At 37.0% G+C, this 17,602-nt stretch carries 19 protein-coding genes and 1 pseudogene; 18 read left to right on the forward strand and 2 right to left on the reverse strand.

Annotation, left to right across the window (positions count from 1 at the left end; all coding sequences use genetic code 11):
- Positions 1–138 precede the first annotated feature (138 nt).
- The 9 genes from V0410_RS19655 to V0410_RS19695 all read left to right on the forward strand — a co-directional run bounded on the left by V0410_RS19655 (position 139) and on the right by V0410_RS19695 (position 7,344).
- Positions 139–807: an HAD family hydrolase gene (locus V0410_RS19655; protein WP_330745323.1), complete on the forward strand. Its 669-nt coding sequence runs from the start codon at positions 139–141 to the stop codon at positions 805–807.
- A gap of 8 nt (positions 808–815) precedes the next feature.
- Positions 816–1,640 carry a phosphoribosyltransferase family protein gene (locus V0410_RS19660; RefSeq protein ID WP_110009576.1) on the forward strand — a complete coding sequence of 275 codons (825 nt, stop codon included), beginning with the start codon at positions 816–818 and terminating at the stop codon, positions 1,638–1,640.
- Positions 1,630–2,187, forward strand: coding sequence for a TerD family protein (locus tag V0410_RS19665; protein ID WP_330745324.1), 558 nt, complete (start codon positions 1,630–1,632; stop codon positions 2,185–2,187). Before V0410_RS19660 ends, V0410_RS19665 begins: the two co-directional genes overlap by 11 nt.
- A gap of 2 nt (positions 2,188–2,189) precedes the next feature.
- Positions 2,190–3,365 carry a toxic anion resistance protein gene (locus tag V0410_RS19670; protein WP_330745325.1) on the forward strand — a complete coding sequence of 392 codons (1,176 nt, stop codon included), beginning with the start codon at positions 2,190–2,192 and terminating at the stop codon, positions 3,363–3,365.
- A gap of 16 nt (positions 3,366–3,381) precedes the next feature.
- Positions 3,382–4,329: a hypothetical protein gene (locus V0410_RS19675; RefSeq protein ID WP_110009575.1), complete on the forward strand. Its 948-nt coding sequence runs from the start codon at positions 3,382–3,384 to the stop codon at positions 4,327–4,329.
- Between the two features lie 69 nt (positions 4,330–4,398).
- Positions 4,399–5,007: a TerD family protein gene (locus V0410_RS19680; RefSeq protein ID WP_047428248.1), complete on the forward strand. Its 609-nt coding sequence runs from the start codon at positions 4,399–4,401 to the stop codon at positions 5,005–5,007.
- A gap of 85 nt (positions 5,008–5,092) precedes the next feature.
- Positions 5,093–6,133, forward strand: a complete 1,041-nt coding sequence (locus V0410_RS19685) for a TerC/Alx family metal homeostasis membrane protein (RefSeq protein WP_442879156.1) — start codon at positions 5,093–5,095, stop codon at positions 6,131–6,133.
- A gap of 266 nt (positions 6,134–6,399) precedes the next feature.
- Positions 6,400–6,927 (forward strand): TetR/AcrR family transcriptional regulator, encoded by a 528-nt coding sequence (locus V0410_RS19690; RefSeq protein WP_330745326.1) that lies wholly within the window; start codon positions 6,400–6,402, stop codon positions 6,925–6,927.
- A gap of 3 nt (positions 6,928–6,930) precedes the next feature.
- Complete coding sequence (locus V0410_RS19695) at positions 6,931–7,344, forward strand: nuclear transport factor 2 family protein (RefSeq protein ID WP_330745327.1); 414 nt, start codon at positions 6,931–6,933, stop codon at positions 7,342–7,344.
- A gap of 105 nt (positions 7,345–7,449) precedes the next feature.
- Here V0410_RS19695 and V0410_RS19700 read toward each other — a convergent pair whose 3' ends face one another.
- Positions 7,450–8,457 carry a catalase gene (locus V0410_RS19700; protein ID WP_330745328.1) on the reverse strand — a complete coding sequence of 336 codons (1,008 nt, stop codon included), beginning with the start codon at positions 8,455–8,457 and terminating at the stop codon, positions 7,450–7,452.
- 296 nt (positions 8,458–8,753) lie between these two features.
- On the opposite strand from V0410_RS19700, the gene V0410_RS19705 reads away from it, so the two are divergent.
- The 5 genes from V0410_RS19705 to V0410_RS19725 all read left to right on the forward strand — a co-directional run bounded on the left by V0410_RS19705 (position 8,754) and on the right by V0410_RS19725 (position 12,652).
- The gene (locus V0410_RS19705) at positions 8,754–9,188 is read left to right on the forward strand and encodes an FKBP-type peptidyl-prolyl cis-trans isomerase (RefSeq protein WP_126358771.1); all 435 of its coding nucleotides are present in this window, start codon (positions 8,754–8,756) and stop codon (positions 9,186–9,188) included.
- A 134-nt stretch (positions 9,189–9,322) separates the two neighbouring features.
- Positions 9,323–10,273, forward strand: coding sequence for a hypothetical protein (locus tag V0410_RS19710; RefSeq protein ID WP_330745329.1), 951 nt, complete (start codon positions 9,323–9,325; stop codon positions 10,271–10,273).
- 65 nt (positions 10,274–10,338) lie between these two features.
- Positions 10,339–10,749 (forward strand): Rrf2 family transcriptional regulator, encoded by a 411-nt coding sequence (locus tag V0410_RS19715; protein WP_227942312.1) that lies wholly within the window; start codon positions 10,339–10,341, stop codon positions 10,747–10,749.
- A 59-nt stretch (positions 10,750–10,808) separates the two neighbouring features.
- Entirely contained in the window at positions 10,809–11,462 is a 654-nt protein-coding gene (locus tag V0410_RS19720) for an NAD(P)-dependent oxidoreductase (RefSeq protein WP_227942311.1), read from the forward strand.
- A 17-nt stretch (positions 11,463–11,479) separates the two neighbouring features.
- Positions 11,480–12,652 (forward strand): MBL fold metallo-hydrolase, encoded by a 1,173-nt coding sequence (locus V0410_RS19725; protein WP_330745330.1) that lies wholly within the window; start codon positions 11,480–11,482, stop codon positions 12,650–12,652.
- 295 nt (positions 12,653–12,947) lie between these two features.
- Here V0410_RS19725 and V0410_RS19730 read toward each other — a convergent pair whose 3' ends face one another.
- The gene (locus V0410_RS19730) at positions 12,948–13,973 is read right to left on the reverse strand and encodes a M23 family metallopeptidase (protein WP_330745331.1); all 1,026 of its coding nucleotides are present in this window, start codon (positions 13,971–13,973) and stop codon (positions 12,948–12,950) included.
- 225 nt (positions 13,974–14,198) lie between these two features.
- Between V0410_RS19730 and V0410_RS19735 the strand changes: the two genes are divergently transcribed.
- The 4 genes and pseudogenes from V0410_RS19735 to V0410_RS19750 all read left to right on the forward strand — a co-directional run.
- The gene (locus V0410_RS19735) at positions 14,199–15,239 is read left to right on the forward strand and encodes an NAD(P)H-dependent glycerol-3-phosphate dehydrogenase (protein ID WP_110009564.1); all 1,041 of its coding nucleotides are present in this window, start codon (positions 14,199–14,201) and stop codon (positions 15,237–15,239) included.
- Between the two features lie 257 nt (positions 15,240–15,496).
- Positions 15,497–17,002, forward strand: coding sequence for a malate dehydrogenase (quinone) (mqo, locus tag V0410_RS19740; protein ID WP_330745332.1), 1,506 nt, complete (start codon positions 15,497–15,499; stop codon positions 17,000–17,002).
- A 63-nt stretch (positions 17,003–17,065) separates the two neighbouring features.
- Entirely contained in the window at positions 17,066–17,467 is a 402-nt protein-coding gene (locus V0410_RS19745; protein WP_114820683.1) for a hypothetical protein, read from the forward strand.
- A 1-nt stretch (position 17,468) separates the two neighbouring features.
- A pseudogene (locus V0410_RS19750) lies at positions 17,469–17,600 on the forward strand (aminoglycoside 6-adenylyltransferase); the annotation flags it as partial.
- Positions 17,601–17,602: the final 2 nt, after the last annotated feature.

Below are 17,602 nucleotides of genomic sequence, written 5' to 3' on the forward strand. Positions count from 1 at the left end.
AAACAGATCTTGAACGTAATGCTTTTATGATAAATATTTTATCTTTGGGAAGAATAGTATCGTGAACACTTTTTGATGATTAGAAAATTTTAAATCTTTTTCAGGAAGCTAAATAAAAAACTTTTAACTTAAAACCTATTGAAAACAGATATCGACATCCATAACCACTGTCATTTTTCCTTTGACCTGTGGCTCACTTTAATCAAATCTCATCCTGAATTTAAAGCAAAAAGAGTTGAGCTGTTCTCCTCATTTTTTAACGTAGATAAGCCTATAGAACAGGTTGCGAAAACCGTAAAGTATTATGATGACCTTTGCAATACCATCAACGAAGTAACAGGTGGTAATATCGATACTTTTGAGATCTATCTGATGATTCTCGGTTCGCTGGATGTTGATGTAAAACAATTGAATAAAGAAAAACTTAATGAATTTTACAACAAAAGTGAAGAATTGTTTCTGGAATACAAGCCAGTGGTGATTTTTGAAAATATTCACGATTTTTTTGAGGATATTAAAAATCAGGGAAAGACCATAAATATTCTAAGCAACACTGGATTTATCAAAGGAAAAACAATGAGGAAATTCCTGATTCACGAAAACCTGGATCAGTACATAGATTTCCATATTTATTCTGATGAAATCAACTGTTCCAAACCGAATCCGCTTATTTTTCAGGAAGTGAAGAATAATATTAAAGATCAGGATTTGGCGATGAATCAGATCCTGCATATCGGAGATAATCCGGTGGCAGATTATCAGGGAGCAAAGAACTTTGGCTTCAGTGCCCATTTACTTAAACACTAAAAATAAACATGAATAAAAGATACAGCTTACACCACATTCATTCGGCAGACGAGTTTACGTTCTCACCTGCGGAATACAGTTATTTCAAGTATGGCGATAAGTCGTATGCTGAAAAATTTGCAAGAGAATTATTTGACGGATTTATTTCCGGCAACGAAGCACTTTTAGAGACGGATAAAGAGATTGTAGTGCTTCCAAGTCCTTATATGGCGATTCCTACGGCCTCTAATTTCTTATGTTTTTACTTTAAGAAGCATCTTGATTTTTATTTGTTTCAAAAAGGAAAAAAGTCAAGTATTCTATCGAAAATCAATCGTAATCATACATATATCACAGATTACGGGAATCTTAATTTTGAAGACCGCAAAAATCTGATCGCCAATGATACTTATTATATCGATAAAGATTTTTTGAGAGGAAAACTTTGTATTTTTATAGACGATATCAAAATCACGGGAAGTCATGAATATACAGTCAACAGAATCCTTAATGAATATAATGTTGAGGCAGACTTTATGTTCCTGTATTATGCAGAACTGATGAATTTTGACCTTGACCCGAAAATTGAAAACTTTTTCAACTACTATGCTGTAAAAAATGTAAATCATGTTGCAGAAGTGATGAATAAAGAAAGTTTTCAGTTCAATACAAGGATTGTAAAATATATTTTAGGCCTGGAATCAAGTAATTTTGATTATCTTACGTCTCAAGTAAAAAAGGAACAGATGGACCTGCTTTTAGAGCTGGCGATCAGTAACAATTATCATTTAATAAAAGAATACGAAAATAACATCAATACTTTAACACAAACGGAATTATATTATGGCTATTAACTTACAAAAAGGACAAAGAGAAAACATTAACGCACCTAAATTTACTGTAGGTTTAGGATGGGATATCAATAATACTTCTACAGGAACAGCTTTCGACCTTGATGCTTCTTTGTTTTTGCTTGGGGACGACAAAAAATTAGTTTCAGATAATCACTTTATTTTCTATAACAACCTTGAATCTCCGGACAAATCTGTAATCCACACAGGCGATAACCTTACAGGAGAAGGATCAGGTGACGATGAGCAAATCAAAATTGATCTTACTAAAATTGACAGTGCTATTAAAGAAATTACTGTAGTAGTAACAATTCACGAAGCAGATTCAAGAAAACAAAACTTTGGACAGGTAAGAAATTCTTTCATCAGAATTTTTAATTCAGAGACGAATGAAGAAATCTTAAAATACGAATTAGACGAAGATTTCTCAATCGAAACCGCTGTAGAATTCGGAAGAATCTACAACAGAAACGGAGAATGGAAATTTGAGGCTGTAGGTGCAGGACAGAGAGACGGCCTTGAGAAATTTGTATCAATTTATCAGAAGTAATCATGGACAATCAGGAAAATCAACCCATAGATCCGCTAGGATCAATAGAACCCCTTAAAACCTTTGAACCGACTCCAATAGTTCCCCCAACTCCGGCTCAGCCCGCTCAGAATGCGGCACCGGCAGTTCTTGTGGACAGAGAGGGAAATGTAAATCTGACACAGCTGCAGTCAGAAGAACGTCAGAAATATGAAGTTCTTGCGAACTCTATTGACGAGACCAACCCTGGTTCCATCGTGAATTTCGGGGCAGAGCTTCAGAAAACATTAACCAACCAGAGTGACAGCTTCTTAGGAAATGTAAGAAGATCAAACTCAGGAGAAGTTGGTGGGCTTATCAACGACCTTTTGGTAGAGCTTAACTATGTAGATGTAGAAGAGCTTAACGGAAATAAAGTGAAAAGCTTCCTGAGCAAATTGCCATTCATGAAAAAGGTAATGACTCAGGTAGAAAATCTTTTTGCAAAATATGATAAGATCATCAACAATATCGAGCAGATTTCTTATAAAGTAAATGCTGGAATTATCACCTCTACAAAAGATAACGCTGTACTTCAGACTATTTTTGAAAGCAATGTGAATTCTATCAAGCAGATTGAAGAGCTTGTCATTGCAGGTAATATCAGAATGGAAAGAGCGGCAGGCGAGCTTGCTCAGATGGAAGCTAATCCGCAGATTTATCAGGATTATCAGATTGCAGATAAAAGAGATTTCATTGCAAGGCTAGACAGGAGAATGGCTGATCTTAAAGTGGTTCGTGTGATTATGATGCAGTCACTTCCTCAGATCAGACTGGTACAGAACAACAACGTTTCTATCGCTGAAAAAGCACAGACGATTCTTACCACCACACTTCCGGTTTGGAAAAACCAGCTTTCCCTTGCGGTAGCGATGTACAGACAGCAGCAGAATATTGAAATCCAGCAAAAAGTATCTTCTACTACAGAAGAGATTTTAAGAAAGAATGCAGAGCGTCTTGGCCAGAATTCAGTGAATGTTGCCAGAGCCAACGAGCAGACTATCGTATCGGTGGAAACATTGAGAGAAACAACATCAATGCTGATCAATACATTGAATGAAGTGAAACAAATCCAGAAACAGGGAGCAGATAACAGAAGAAAACTGGATCAGGATCTTCAGACATTGGAGCACGAACTAAAAGCAAATGTCAGAGGTTAATTTATAGGATACCAAGGTGGGGGATGATGCAGCAACCATATTGTCGCAAAGCAAAAGAAGGTTAACAAAGCTTAAGCTTCTCGCTAATTTTTTTGAACATATTGATATTATATCTATTTACATCAAAACGGATATTATCCACAATCTGTTCCAGGAAAATACGGCTTTAGATTATAATAAACTGGAACTTTTCCACCTGCAGTATACCGACAGCCTTATAGAACTTCTGACTAAAATTAAAAAACAGAAAGAAAATGACATGCTGGCGGTCATCAATGAAATTAACATCAACAGTAAATATATTTCAGGTTTTGAAGAAAGAAGGGTAGATAGTTTTGAGACCGACAGAAAAATGTACAGCGGTGTCTTTTCCCAGCACTTGAAAACAGTGTATAAAGACCTGACGGAAGATCGTTTTACGGCCAATTGGGACAATGTACTGTACTTTCATAAAAAATATGCCCAGGAATTTTACAGATCGGAGGCGGATGAAACACTGCTGAAACCTGATCCTTTTCCTTCCTATCAGTATAAAGAATATTCCATTGAAAGGAAACTGTTGGGAAGGCTTAATATACAGGGATTTAAAGTTCGTTTCGTATGTGGTTACCTTATCGGAACCCACGATTATGAACTTTTTAAAATCTTTCAATCTGATGATTATTTTATTTTCAGTGTAGACGAAAAGAAATTGTATCTTTTCGACAAAGAACTGGATAAGCTGGATATTTCCGAAAATCAGTCTAATCAGAGTTCCATTATTGATCAGCTGAGAAGTAAAAACGAGCAGCTGGAACATAGTATGAACGAAAGAAAGCGTACTTTGCCAGCTGAAGTGGAAGGAGTTTTGAAAGATTATATCAAAAACCTGGAAAATATGGATATTATGAGCAAGATATTTGACTTCGACGAAGAAACGAATATTCTGCGGGCAATGCTTAATTTGAATTTGAATAATAACTAGAACGAAATTTGAAAAGCAAAGAAGATTACCTTTTTTGCAAAAAAGTAAATAACAACTAAACATAGAAAGATGGCTATCAACTTACAAAAAGGTCAGAGAATTAACCTTAAAAAAGAAAATGGAGCTGAGCTTTCCCAGGCTTGTGTAGGAATCAACTGGGGAGCAATCGAAAAGAAAGGATTTTTCGGAACAAAGAAAGAAGCAGTAGACTTAGACGGAAGCTGTATTTTATATGATTCAAACAAAAACGTTACAGAAGTAATCTATTTCGGAAATCTTAAATCAAGAAACGGATCTGTAAGACACAGCGGAGACGACCTTACCGGGGACGTAAACGGAGATGACGGATTGGATAATGAAGTAATCACGGTAGATTTCAGCCAGCTGGAACCGAATGTGGAGCATGTGGCAATGGTTTTGAACAGCTACAGAGGTCAGGATTTCGGAACAATTCCTTTTGCTTCTATCCGTATTTATGAAGGATCACCTACCAATGTGAGAGAAGTTTTTGCAAAATATGATATTGCGAATGATGCTTCTTTCAGCGGACATGTTGCCATGGTAATGGGGGTTTTCTACAAGAGAAACGGAGAATGGAAATTCAATGCGATCGGAGATCCTACAGCAGATAAAAAGCTGGAGCAGACGATTCAGACGGTACAGATGAATTATCTATAATCAATTGTCAATCAAAAGATAAATAAAATAGCAATATTTGTACTCTGTGCATCTATTGCTTTTATCATATAATAACATAACTCAAGTGGAACATCAAAGTATTTTAGAACTGCACCCTGGTCTGGTGTGGGGATTCGCAGTAACGGTCGTTATCATGCTGCTCCTGGACTTAGGGGTATTTAATAAAAAAAGTCATGAAGTCTCTTCCAAAGAAGCTACCATCTGGTCTATCGTATGGATTTCGCTTTCCATGGTTTTTTCAGGGGTGGTATATTGGGTATTCAATACCGACGGAAGCCCTGAAAGCCATGCTTTGGCAGTAGAGAAATTTACACAGTATCAGGCTGCCTATTGGATTGAAAAAGCCTTGTCTGTGGATAATTTATTTGTATTTATCCTCGTTTTCGGGTTCTTTAAAGTTCCGAAATATCTTCATCACAAAGTCCTTTTCTGGGGGATTATCGGAGCGCTGATCTTCAGAGCTATATTCATCTTTGCAGGAGTAGGACTGATTAATCTTACCTATCTTCCTGAAATGAATATCTTCGGTGAAGCAGTGAAAATCAACGTAGTCATGACCTTATTCGGATTATTCCTTGTCTATGCAGGAATCAAATCCTGGGGTGACGGTGACGATGATGACGATGAAGATTACAGCAATACGGCAGGAGCAAAGCTGATCAAAAGTTTCTGGAAAGTTTCAGACAATTACGATGGAGATAAGTTCTTCACCATCCAGAACGGAATCAAAATGGCAACTCCTCTTTTAGTGGTAGTAGGAGTTATTGAATTTACGGACGTTCTTTTCGCTGTAGATTCCATCCCGGCGATCTTTGCAATCTCAAATGACCCTTTTATCCTTTATACATCAAATATCTTTGCAATTTTAGGATTAAGATCATTATACTTCCTGCTGGCAAACTTTATTCATATGTTCAGCAAACTTCCATACGGATTGGCGATTATCCTGTCCTTCATTGGAGTTAAGATGCTTATTGCGCCATGGATTCATATTCCGTCTCCGGTTTCATTAGGAATCGTAGGAGGTGTATTGGTGATCTCTGTTCTTTTATCCGTTATCTTCCCTGAAAAAGAAGAAGAGAAGAAAGAAGAACTGGAAGAGTAATCCTATTTAAAATATACTATCAAGCCTCTGGAATCTATTTCTGGAGGCTTTTTCTATTCATATTCTTAGTTGGACAACGCAAAGGCGTAAAGAAGATAAAAATTATGCTGCTTTTTAAGACGCAAGAAAATCAAGGATTTTCAGCAAGATTACTTCGCAATTACGCTTTCCAAAATTCTCAAGGAAAAATTTTTAAAAATAAAACAGACAGACCGGTCTGTTTTATTTGTTTTTTTTCATACATTTGTTCCAGAAAAGAAAAACATATGAAATCTCCGAGAGAAAGAATCATAGAGACTACATTTCAATTGTTTGCCAGACAGGGTTATAACTCAACCGGAATCAATCAGATTATTTCCGAAGCTGAAGTTGCCAAGGCAAGCTTTTATCAGCATTTTAAATCCAAAGAAGATTTGTGTGTAGCGTTTCTGAAGGTAAGACATGAATATTGGTTTGGTGAGCTCAATCACTTTATAGCAAAAGAAAAAAGCTTAAAATCCAAGATCATCAATGCTTTCGATTTCCTCGTGTATATGAATGAAAAGGAAAATTTCAGAGGATGTAGTTTTTTGAATATTTTATCTGAGATACCAATGGATAATACTAAAATTCTGAGTGTTATTCAGTCTCATAAAGCCGATCTCAGAAACTTCTTTTCTGAATTGCTGAATAATGATGAGCTTTCCGATCATGTCTACATGCTTTTTGAAAGTAGCATCATAGAAAGCCAGCTTTTCAAATCCAATGAACTCATTGAAAAATCAAAAAAGATAGTCACCAATTTAATACAATAAGTTATGGAACAAAAACATCCGCTTCCGCCTTTCACTCTTGAAATGGCCCTGGAAAAAATTCAACTCGCAGAAGATGCCTGGAACAGTCAGGATCCCGAAAAGGTTTCAAAAGCATATACCATCAACAGTGAGTGGAGAAACAGAGATATCTTCGTGAATGGAAGAGAAGAAATTGTAGCTTTTCTGCAGAAAAAATGGGAAAAAGAGCTTCATTATAAGCTTAAAAAAGAATATTGGGCACACACCGACAATCGTATTGCCGTTCGTTTTGAATATGAGTATCAGACCAAAGAGGGAAACTGGTTCAGGGCATACGGAAACGAAAACTGGGAGTTTGATGAGAACGGACTGATGGCGAAAAGATATGCAAGTATCAATGATCTGGCTATCCGGGAAGAAGACCGAAAGTTTAAATAAAATGTAAAGACTGTTATGACAACAGTCTTTTATTTTCAGTTGGACCAATCTTTTTCACATCACATGCAAAAATTCATCATTTAAAACTCATAATTCATCATTAATCTAGCTGTTTTTCCCATGCAGCAGTTTGTTAATCTTCCTTCGGGTCTGCACAGAAATTTTATAGGCTTCATCACGCAGCTTCTGTATTTTTCCCACAGGCTGAAAAAATATTTTGCTCTCAAAAGGATTGAATGATAACAGCTCATTTGTACAGTCCCGCTCATCCAGCAAAGAGCCTTTATTTATTGCAACCTCACCGATTTTGATAAAAGGAGAGTTTTTCCACTCCACATTCAGTTTGTTGACAGGCTGGTCTTTCAGGTCATAACATATCTGTATCAGGACATCTGCAGTAAAGTCATTCGTTTGCAGATAATTTTTTAAAGAATCCTTGACCTTTTGTTTTTTTCCAATGTTCTTATCCACAGATTGAGGAGACAGTTTTATTTTGATGATATGATCTCCAAGCCGGTAAGCTCCTATAGAATGATAGTCGAATGAAAGAATAAAATCATTTCTTTTACGAAGGAGTTTAATCATATTACGAACCATATCAGCTGTTAGCAGGGAAGGAGTTATTTTAATCATCTGAAGCAGCAGTGTAAACAAACTGCTCCATTTTTTGGTGTAAAATCTGTTGACCGCAGTAAACAGTTTCAAAAAATTTGAAACAGAATTCATAGGAAACAGGGGAAAATTCACCAATGGATAATTGGCAAGAAGCCCACCATTTTCATCCTTGATCTGCACAGCAAAGCCGTAGGCAGGAATATCCTTTCTTGTATTCTTAATTTTCAGCTGAGCATTGGAAAACCGTATAGTAAGATCAAATTTTTCCTTATCAAAAAAAGGCTGCAGTGATTCCGGAATATCAGGTTCTATGTGGAATGTACCTTTTGCTGCCGCATACGTTTTGGCATGGGCATTTCTGGTAGCATAGTTGACATCGCTGATGGAAGAGGATTGTTCAACAAAATCAGCTATTGTTTTTTTATTGATTTCCAGAAGCTTTTTTTCCTCTTCATTCAGTTCATCAAACTTCTTATTATATTTTAGTGGATTTGGCATTTAGTTTTTAAAATCCAATTATAACGCCAAGTTTCGAAATCTGTGTTAAATAAGTATTACAATTATTTGAATTTTGTGGAAAAGCTCTTTGAAAATCAAAAATGTATGACTATATGATTAATGAATATTGAAAAATAATCTTTTTAACTTGTTGATTATTAGTGTTTATTTATTTTTAACGAGAATGAATTAAAGTCATTTTCTTTGAGAGGATTTTACTTCCGGCTTTTAAACTTCCCTCATCGTGCTCCCATTTTCCAAACCCAAAAAGCCTTATCTTTGTAAAAAATTATAATATGGGAGTAGCAGATATGTTATTTAAACGTAAAAAGGAATTAGCAGAAAAGAACCTGAAAGATGGTAAAGAATATATGGAAGAGTATGGTAAAAGAGAAAGCGTTGTGCAGTTACCAAGCGGCTTGCAGTATGAAATCATTACAGAAGGCGACGGCCCGAAACCAGGACCCAAATCTACTGTAAAATGCCACTACCACGGAACTACTATTTCCGGGAAAGTATTCGACAGTTCTGTAAAAAGAGGTACACCTGCATCATTCCCTTTGAACAGAGTGATTTCAGGATGGACGGAAGCACTTCAGTTAATGTCTGTTGGCAGCAAATGGAGATTAATCATTCCTCCACACTTAGCGTATGGCGATCAGGAGATCAGCAAAGAAATCGGGCCTAACAGTACGCTTGTTTTTGAAGTTGAACTGCTGGATATTAAATAATCCTTCTTAAAAATAGATTAAAAATTTACCTGATTTCGGGTAAATTTTTTTATTTGTATTATATTCGTATAGGAGAATTGGGAAAATGGAGAAATTTATTTTGCAATATACCTGATAACACAAAAAATCACTGAATGAAAAAACTTTTTTACCTATTGATTGTTTTCGGGCTTCTTACTTCCTGTGTTTCCAGGAAGAATCAGGCTATTCAGCAGAATATTCTCACCCTGAAAGACAGCTACTGTAAAGCGCCGTTCAAATATAACTACAGCAACAAACTTCCGTCTTATAATTCAGATTCTATACTGGCAGCCAATAAAGAATTAAAAGAGGTCTTTTCTGACCAGAGTATTCTTATCTTAAACGCACTGGATAATCTGGATGAAGTTCATCAGATTATTGATCTTAAAAAAGATTCATCCCTTGCTTCCCAGGTTAAGGTTTTACAGTTGAAGACAAAAATAAACAGCAAAATAACGATTGCTCTTACGGAACTGGATGCAGTAGCCGCAGAGTTCGACTGTGAAGGAGAAAGAGTAGCCCAGATTGGAAATTATGTGGATAACTTAAATTCATCAAGAAATAATAAGCTTATTTTATATTCAATTGTTGCAGGAGCGGCAGCTTCAATAGCAGGAGGAATTGTGCATGATCAAGGCTGGAGTAATGCCATCGATATAGGCGGAGGGGTTCTGGGAGCAGGTTTTGGTTTAGCTACCCTTAATCCTAAAGGTAAAAAAGTAGAATTTATCCACCAGAGAAATCTTTTGAGAGATATCTGGAGAGAAAAACTGGAGTCGCCCAATTTTCCCCCTTTTATCTGGTATATGTATACAGAGAAAAAGTTTTCCAATAAAGAAGAGCATTCCATTATCGGGAATATGAAACAGAGATGGCTGCATTATCAGTTTGATGATAGTAGGGAAGCAGCGGATAAATCTGTGATTTTCAGTGATGGCGGGTTTTACAGGGCTGATGATCTTCATAACCGTGCAGCCATGCTGAATCAGATGCAGTCGGCAACCCGTACCATTAATCAGAATATCAATTATCTGTTACTGGATCTGGATAAACTGATCCTTTAAGAAAAATTTAACTGTAATAAATTTTGTTACATTTAAAAAATGTGTATCTTTGCCCTGTAATTACAATGAACAATACAAGATTTGCTACGGCAGTACATATTATGACATTATTGGCGAAATGTCCTCAGGAGTGGCTTACTTCTGACTGGATGGCCGGTAGTATCAATGTGAATCCGGTGATTATCCGAAAGGAGATCAGCGTATTGAGAGAAGCAGGCCTGATTATCAGCAGACAGGGAAAAGAGGGAGGAAGCCAGCTTGCAAAGAATGCTGAAACGATCACTATTTCCGAGATCTATAAAGCAGTAAAAAATACGGAAGTATTAGGTAAAAAAAATCAGAATCCCAATCCGGCATGCAGTGTTGGAAAGGAGATCAACAATCATTTAAATACATTATTTGAAGAAACAGATCAATTGGTGGTAAACTTTTTAGGAGACAAGTCATTACAGGAATTCACTGACCAGTTTGAATAAAAATTTTTTAGCCTTAAATGTAACAAAATTTATTACAATTTAATTAAAAATAAAACATTATGAAAAAAGTAGCAGTAATCGGTGCAACAGGATTTGTAGGAGCACACGTAGTATCAGAATTAGCAGACAGAGGATATGCGGTGGAAGCATTGGTAAGAGATGCATCAAAAGTGAAAACACAGGAAAATGTAACTGCAAAAAGTGTGGATGTAAACAATGTAAACGAACTGGCTGAGGCATTGAAAGGAAGCGATGCCGTAATCAGTACATTCAATGCAGGATGGACCAACCCTAACCTTTACAACGATTTTTTAAATGGTTCCGAGAACATTGAAAAAGCTGTAGAACAGTCGGGAGTAAAAAGACTGATTGTAGTAGGTGGAGCAGGAAGCCTTTACACACCGGATAACGTACAGATTGTAGATACTCCTGATTTCCCTGAAGCTTATAAACCAGGGGCAACAGCGGCAAGAGATTATTTAAACAAGATCAAAGAGAATAATACGCTGGATTGGACATTCTTCAGTCCTGCTATCGAAATGAATCAGGCTAATGTAGGAGAAAGAACAGGAAAATACAGAACTTCACTGGAAACTCCGGTATTTGATGAAAACGGAAGAAGCCGTCTTTCTGTAGAAGATGTAGCGGTAGTGCTGGTAGATGAATTGGAACAGAATAACCACATCCGTGAACGTTTCACAGCAGCTTACTAATTGATAAAAGAACAGAAATGATACAAAAAAAATTATGGTCGGTATTGGCATTGTTGGGATTCATCAGCATATTTGCAGGGAATCTCAAAGTGAAAGTTTATAATCCGGGAACCAAAGCTATTTTTCCCATTACGTCTACCATTATTTATGGAGATAAAGATGCGATACTTGTAGATGCTCAGTTTCAGAAACAATATGCAGAACAGCTCGTTAAAGAAATTAAAGCAACGGGAAAAAATCTGAAAACCGTTTTTATTTCTCACAGTGATCCGGATTTTTATTTTGGATTGGATGTGATTAAAAAAGCTTTTCCCAATGCTAAAATTATCTCAACGGCACAGACTGCTTATCTTATATCAGCTTCAAAAGATGATAAAATGGGAGTCTGGAAACCACAATTGAAGGCAGATGCACCATCGGAAATTATAATTCCAGAAGCAGTTACTTCAATTCCTGATCTTGAAGGAAACAAAATTGAAATCAGACAAAATCCTGAAGATCCTGCACATAGCTTTCTTTGGATTCCGTCCATCAAAACCATTGTAGGCGGGATTTCAGTTTCTGTTGGCTCACATCTCTGGATGGCAGACACTCAGAATGTAAAAGCCATTGATCAATGGATAGGGCAGATTGATGCTATGAAAGGTTTGAAACCTGAAAAAGTTATCCCTTCTCATTTTGCAGAGCTTTCCACATCACCACAATCTCTTGATTTTGTGAAAAACTATCTGGAAAATTATAAACAGGCAGTTACTGAAAACAAAACTACATCTGCAATTGTAGATTTCATGGTAAAAAAATACCCTGATCTGCCAGGAAAAGAAGAATTGGAAATGGGGGTAAAGGTTTATCTTAAAGAAATGGACTGGGATCTGAAATCACCTTATCCGGCAATCGGACATAAAGTGGAAGTGGACTTTGGAGAAGTTAAATTCGTTCTTGATTTTAAAGATAATAAAACCATGACATTCACAGGAACAGCCGGAAGTTCAAAAAACAGTACAGATACTGTAGAATATACTGCCGTAGAAGTAGCAAAAAATGTTTTTATGGTCTACTGGCATGAGCCGCACCTTGGTTTCAATGTAACCCATATTCAGGATTATAATAAAAATATCGTGTATTCAAATATTGCAGGTCCGGACGGTACATTCACCCATCCGAAAGGAACGCTTAAAATCTTAAAGTAAAAAAACAGCTGCCAGTGCAGCTGTTTTTTATATCATAAGAATTAACAATGAATATCCTCAACGCTTCGTTAAATCAGCTTGCTGATTCCAACTTTGCCTCCTTAGACTCAAAAGAAAGCAAATTAAAAACTTTTCGTTAAAATAACCTCTCACAGATTTTCAGATTATGCAGATCGATGATCATGAGAATTATAATCGTGAAACTATTCGTGTTCTTCGTGTTTAAAAAAGACCTCTAAATGAATACTTTAATTTTTAAAACCAAAAAACTGCCTCACATGAGACAGTTTTCTTTTTATAGATTCATAAACAATTTCGGGTTAATCGGAGTATTGTTTTTGTGTACTTCATAATGAAGATGAGGTCCTGTAGAACGCCCTGAGTTTCCGGATTTGGCAATGACCTGGCCTACTTTTACTTTATCGTTCACCTTAGCAACAAGTTCAGATAAATGTCCGTATAGTGTGGCCAGTCCGTTTCCATGAGAAACAATCACACAGTTTCCATAGCCTCCTTTCTGTCCGGAGAAAATGACTGTTCCGGCAGCGGCAGCTCTTACATCAGAACCATAGGCAACAGCAATATCCAGTCCTTTATGGAACTGCATCTGATTAGCCTCAGCTGGTGGGTTGTTTTTTTCAACAACAGCAGTTCTTGTAGCAGTACCCGCAACAGTTTTCGTGGTTGAAGGAGCTGGAGCAGCAACCACAGGAGTTGCTTTCGGGGTCACCATTACTTTTACTTCTCTTTTATTTCCATAGCTGTCAGTAAGCTCTACAATTTTCTCAACGGGTTCGGCTTTTAGTTCTGGTTTTGCAGCTGCAACGGCAGCTGGCTTTGTCTCAGTCGCTGCACCAGATTTTACCGAAGCAAAAACAGTTTTGAACGGGATAGGATTTTTTCTTATCCCGAAATTGGACGAAATATAGCCGTCAGTAGGCATTCCTAGAGGAACCTGCATCAGTTTTTTCTGAAGATCCATCAGATACTGGCTGTATCGGTTAGCCTGCTTGGAAAGATAAATAGAATTGGAAATACTGTCCTGACTGAGCATCATCAGCTTTTCGTTGGTAATGTCTTTGGACTTCAGGAAGGAGTTGAGCTGGGCAACAGTCTGATCTACAAGAGTAAGATCAGTTTTCATTTTTAGATAATCTACACTGTCTTTTTCAGTGTTTATTTTTACAAGGTTCACTTCGTAGGTTTTGTCATCTCTTTCAGAAAAGAGCTTGGCAATGAAGACACCCTGTGCAAAAACTACTAGTAAAAGTCCTCCCAGGAGAATGTTTACGTTCTTCTTGCTGCTTAGAAATTTTTTCATATTTCTTCTCTTAGTCAATTTAAAACGGTTTTGAAGCTGCAAATTTAAATAAAAATAAGTTTTGTGAGTTATTTTTATTTAAAATTCAGTTTTTTCTGTATTTAACGGCTAATTAACTATTTAATTGTGTTGAAGTGTTAATTTTTTCAGAAAATGGCTTTTATCATAGTTTCAAAGCCCGCGTTACGTCTTTGTTTTAATATCTTTGCAGTTCACATTCCAATTATGGCTAAAAAGAAAATTATTTCAGAATCTTCGAATCCAAAAAAGAATAAAAAGGATATTTCTGTAGGAGTTGTAGGAAGCGGAAGTTTTGCAACCGCTATCGTAAAAATGCTTGTTGAAAACTGCAAAGTTGTACACTGGTGCGTAAGAAATGAATTTGTAAAAGGAGCTATCGAGCTGCGCGGGCATAACCCAACCTATCTTACGGCGGCACATTTTAATCTTAAAAGTTTAAAACTGACAACAGATATTAACGAGCTGGTATCTGCCTGTGATGTTATTGTGCTGGCAACGCCGTCTATTTACCTGTCCGATACTCTGGATAAGATGACATGTGATTATTCAGATAAAATCTTTATCTCTGCAATTAAAGGAATTATCCCAAAAGTAAATGATGTGGTGGCGCATTATCTGCGTGATGAATTTAAAATTGGTTTCAGAAACCAGGCTGTTATTGCAGGACCTTGTCATGCCGAAGAGGTAGCCATGGAAAGACTTTCTTATCTTACGATTGCAGCAGTAGAAGATGAAACTGCTGAAAAACTTGAAGGAATATTCAGTTCAGATTTTATCAAAGTGCATACAAGCAAAGATATTTTAGGAAATGAGTACAGTGCGATCCTTAAAAACATTTTTGCCATCGGAGCAGGAATTGCCAGTGGATTAGGATATGGAGACAACTTTACAGCCGTATTTGTTTCCAACGCAATCCGTGAAATGGAAACTTTCCTGGAAGCGATTTATGAAGCACCAAGAGATGTGAACGAAAGTGCCTATCTGGGTGACCTTTTGGTAACGGCGTATTCACTTTTCTCAAGAAACAGAAACCTTGGAAACCTGATCGGAAAAGGATATACCGTGAAGTCTGCCATTCAGTCCATGAACATGGTAGCAGAAGGATATTACGCAGCAGATTCCATTTATAAAACAGCGAAACAGAAAAACCTTAAACTCCCGATTATTGATACGGTATATGCTATTTTGTATGAAGGTAAAAATGCTGAAAAGCAGTTTAAAAAACTGACCGCAAAATTGAATTAAAATGGAGCTGGAATAAAAAGCCCGTTAAACATACATAGAAAAACTTAGGCAGTAAATGCTTAAGTTTTTTTATTGACTAATCCTGGCAGAGAACCGTACTGCTATTTTATATTATCAATCATTTCAATGGTACTTTATTGAAATTTTCCATGGTTTTTTGTTGTGTACTCAAGAAGTCCTCTGAGCAAAAAAATAACGGATTAAATCGTGCTGATTTTTAAAACTTTTCCCGAAATTTGAAGTAAAATTTTAAAATTATGTCACAATCGCTTACAAGCAGAACACCGAAACCTAAATACGACGTTGTACTGATAGGCGGCGGAATCATGAGCGCCACTTTAGCAACGCTGCTTCATGAATTTGATCCAAGTCTTGAAATCGCTATCTTCGAAAGACTCGGAAGGTTTGCCAAAGAAAGTACAGCTGCATGGAACAACGCCGGAACAGGCCACTCCGCTTTTTGTGAGCTCAACTATACCCCTGAAAAACCGGACGGATCTATTGATATTACCAAAGCCGAAAGCATTGCAGAGCAGTTTGAAATTTCAAAACAATTCTGGTCTTATCTGATTACCAAAGGATATATCCGTGAACCTAAAGAATTTATCAATTCCTGTGCTCATATGAGTCTGGTATTCGGAGAAAAAGATGCTGAATACCTTAAAAAACGCCACGATAAAATGGCAGAGTCTGTTCTTTTTTCAGGAATGGAATTTTCTACAGATCACGAAAAACTGAAAGAATGGATTCCTCTGGTAATGAGTAAAAGAAACCAGTCTGAAGTAATGGCTGCAACGAAGATGGATATGGGAACAGATGTAAACTTCGGAACATTGACGAGAAAAATGGGAAGACATCTTCTGGAAGATTCTAATGTTGAGGTTTTCTTATACCACGAGGTGAAAGATATCAGCCCCAGAGAAAACGGTACTTGGGAAATGAAAGTGAAAGACAGAATCCATAGCCATAAACAGGAAGTAGTGGCAGATTTTGTATTTATCGGTGCAGGAGGATACGCGCTTCCGTTACTGGACAGCTCAGATATTAAAGAAAGTGAAGGATACGGAGGCTTCCCGGTTTCAGGGCAGTGGCTGGTAAGTCATAATCAGGAACTGGTAGAAAAGCACCATGCTAAAGTATATACTCAGGCTACGGTAGATGCTCCGCCAATGTCTGTTCCACACCTTGATCTTAGGATTATAGATGGGAAAAAAGCGCTTCTTTTCGGACCTTTTGCAGGATTCTCAACCAAATTTTTAAGAGAAGGAAGTTATCTTGACCTTCCTGAAAGTGTAAATACGAAGAATTTAAGATCACTTTTTGGAGCATGGTGGCATAATATTCCGCTTACAAAATATCTGATTCAGCAGGTTGCCATGACAAAGTCTCAGAGAATGCAGCATTTGAGAGAATTTATCAAAGATGCTAAAGAAGAAGACTGGGAACTGAAAGTAGCAGGACAGAGAGTTCAGATCATCAAAAAAGATGAAAAAGAAGGTGGTAAACTGGAATTCGGAACTGAGGTGGTCGTAAACAAGAGCGGAACGATTGCTTCTCTGCTGGGCGCTTCACCGGGTGCATCCACAGCCGTATATGCCATGCTGAATGTGCTGGAAAAATGCTTCCCTGAAAAACTGCATGGAGAATGGAAAGGAAAGCTGCTTGAAATGGTTCCTTCCTATGGTCAAAAACTGGCTGATAACCCTGAACTGACCCAGGAAGTAAGAAATTACACCAAAGAAAAATTAGAATTAGAATATTAACATCCATAATGAGCAATAAGTAATCCTATTATTTATTGCTCATTACTTATTACTTATAAAAAGGTGGAAGAAGTAATTGTAAAACCAGTCATTGCCAAGGAACTCCTTGAATCTCTTCAGGCGAAAACAGAAGAGGAGAGGCAGGTTATTGTACACTGTTGCTTTCCGGCATCTCCATTCTTAGGAAACCTGATCAGAATCTGGCATTCAACCTATCTTTTTGACAATCAGTCTGAGCATAGAAGCAAAATGATTCATGCGGAAAATATTTCAATTTCTCCGTACTGGACACCGGTTCCCTTTATGAAAGACTTTTGGTTTACCCTGATCTTTTCCGGGCTGCCAAAAGACTGCAAAAGTTTTGATCTGAAAGAAGTTATTCCTGAGGAAGGAGGATTCTTTGTAGAATCAATCAAGAGAAATTCTTCCGACGTATATCGCGTGAAAATATCAGAATCTTATTAATATGAAAGGAAGGGAAGAAAAGCTGGAACAGATTATTCACTGGGCTGAAAATAATCCTGATATCCGTACTGTTCTCCTGACCAGCTCATTGGTAAATCCTTATGCACCCGTAGACGATTTCAGTGATTTTGATTA

The organism is Chryseobacterium sp. CP-77 (assembly GCF_036362765.1).
GTDB lineage: Bacteria > Bacteroidota > Bacteroidia > Flavobacteriales > Weeksellaceae > Chryseobacterium > Chryseobacterium cupriresistens.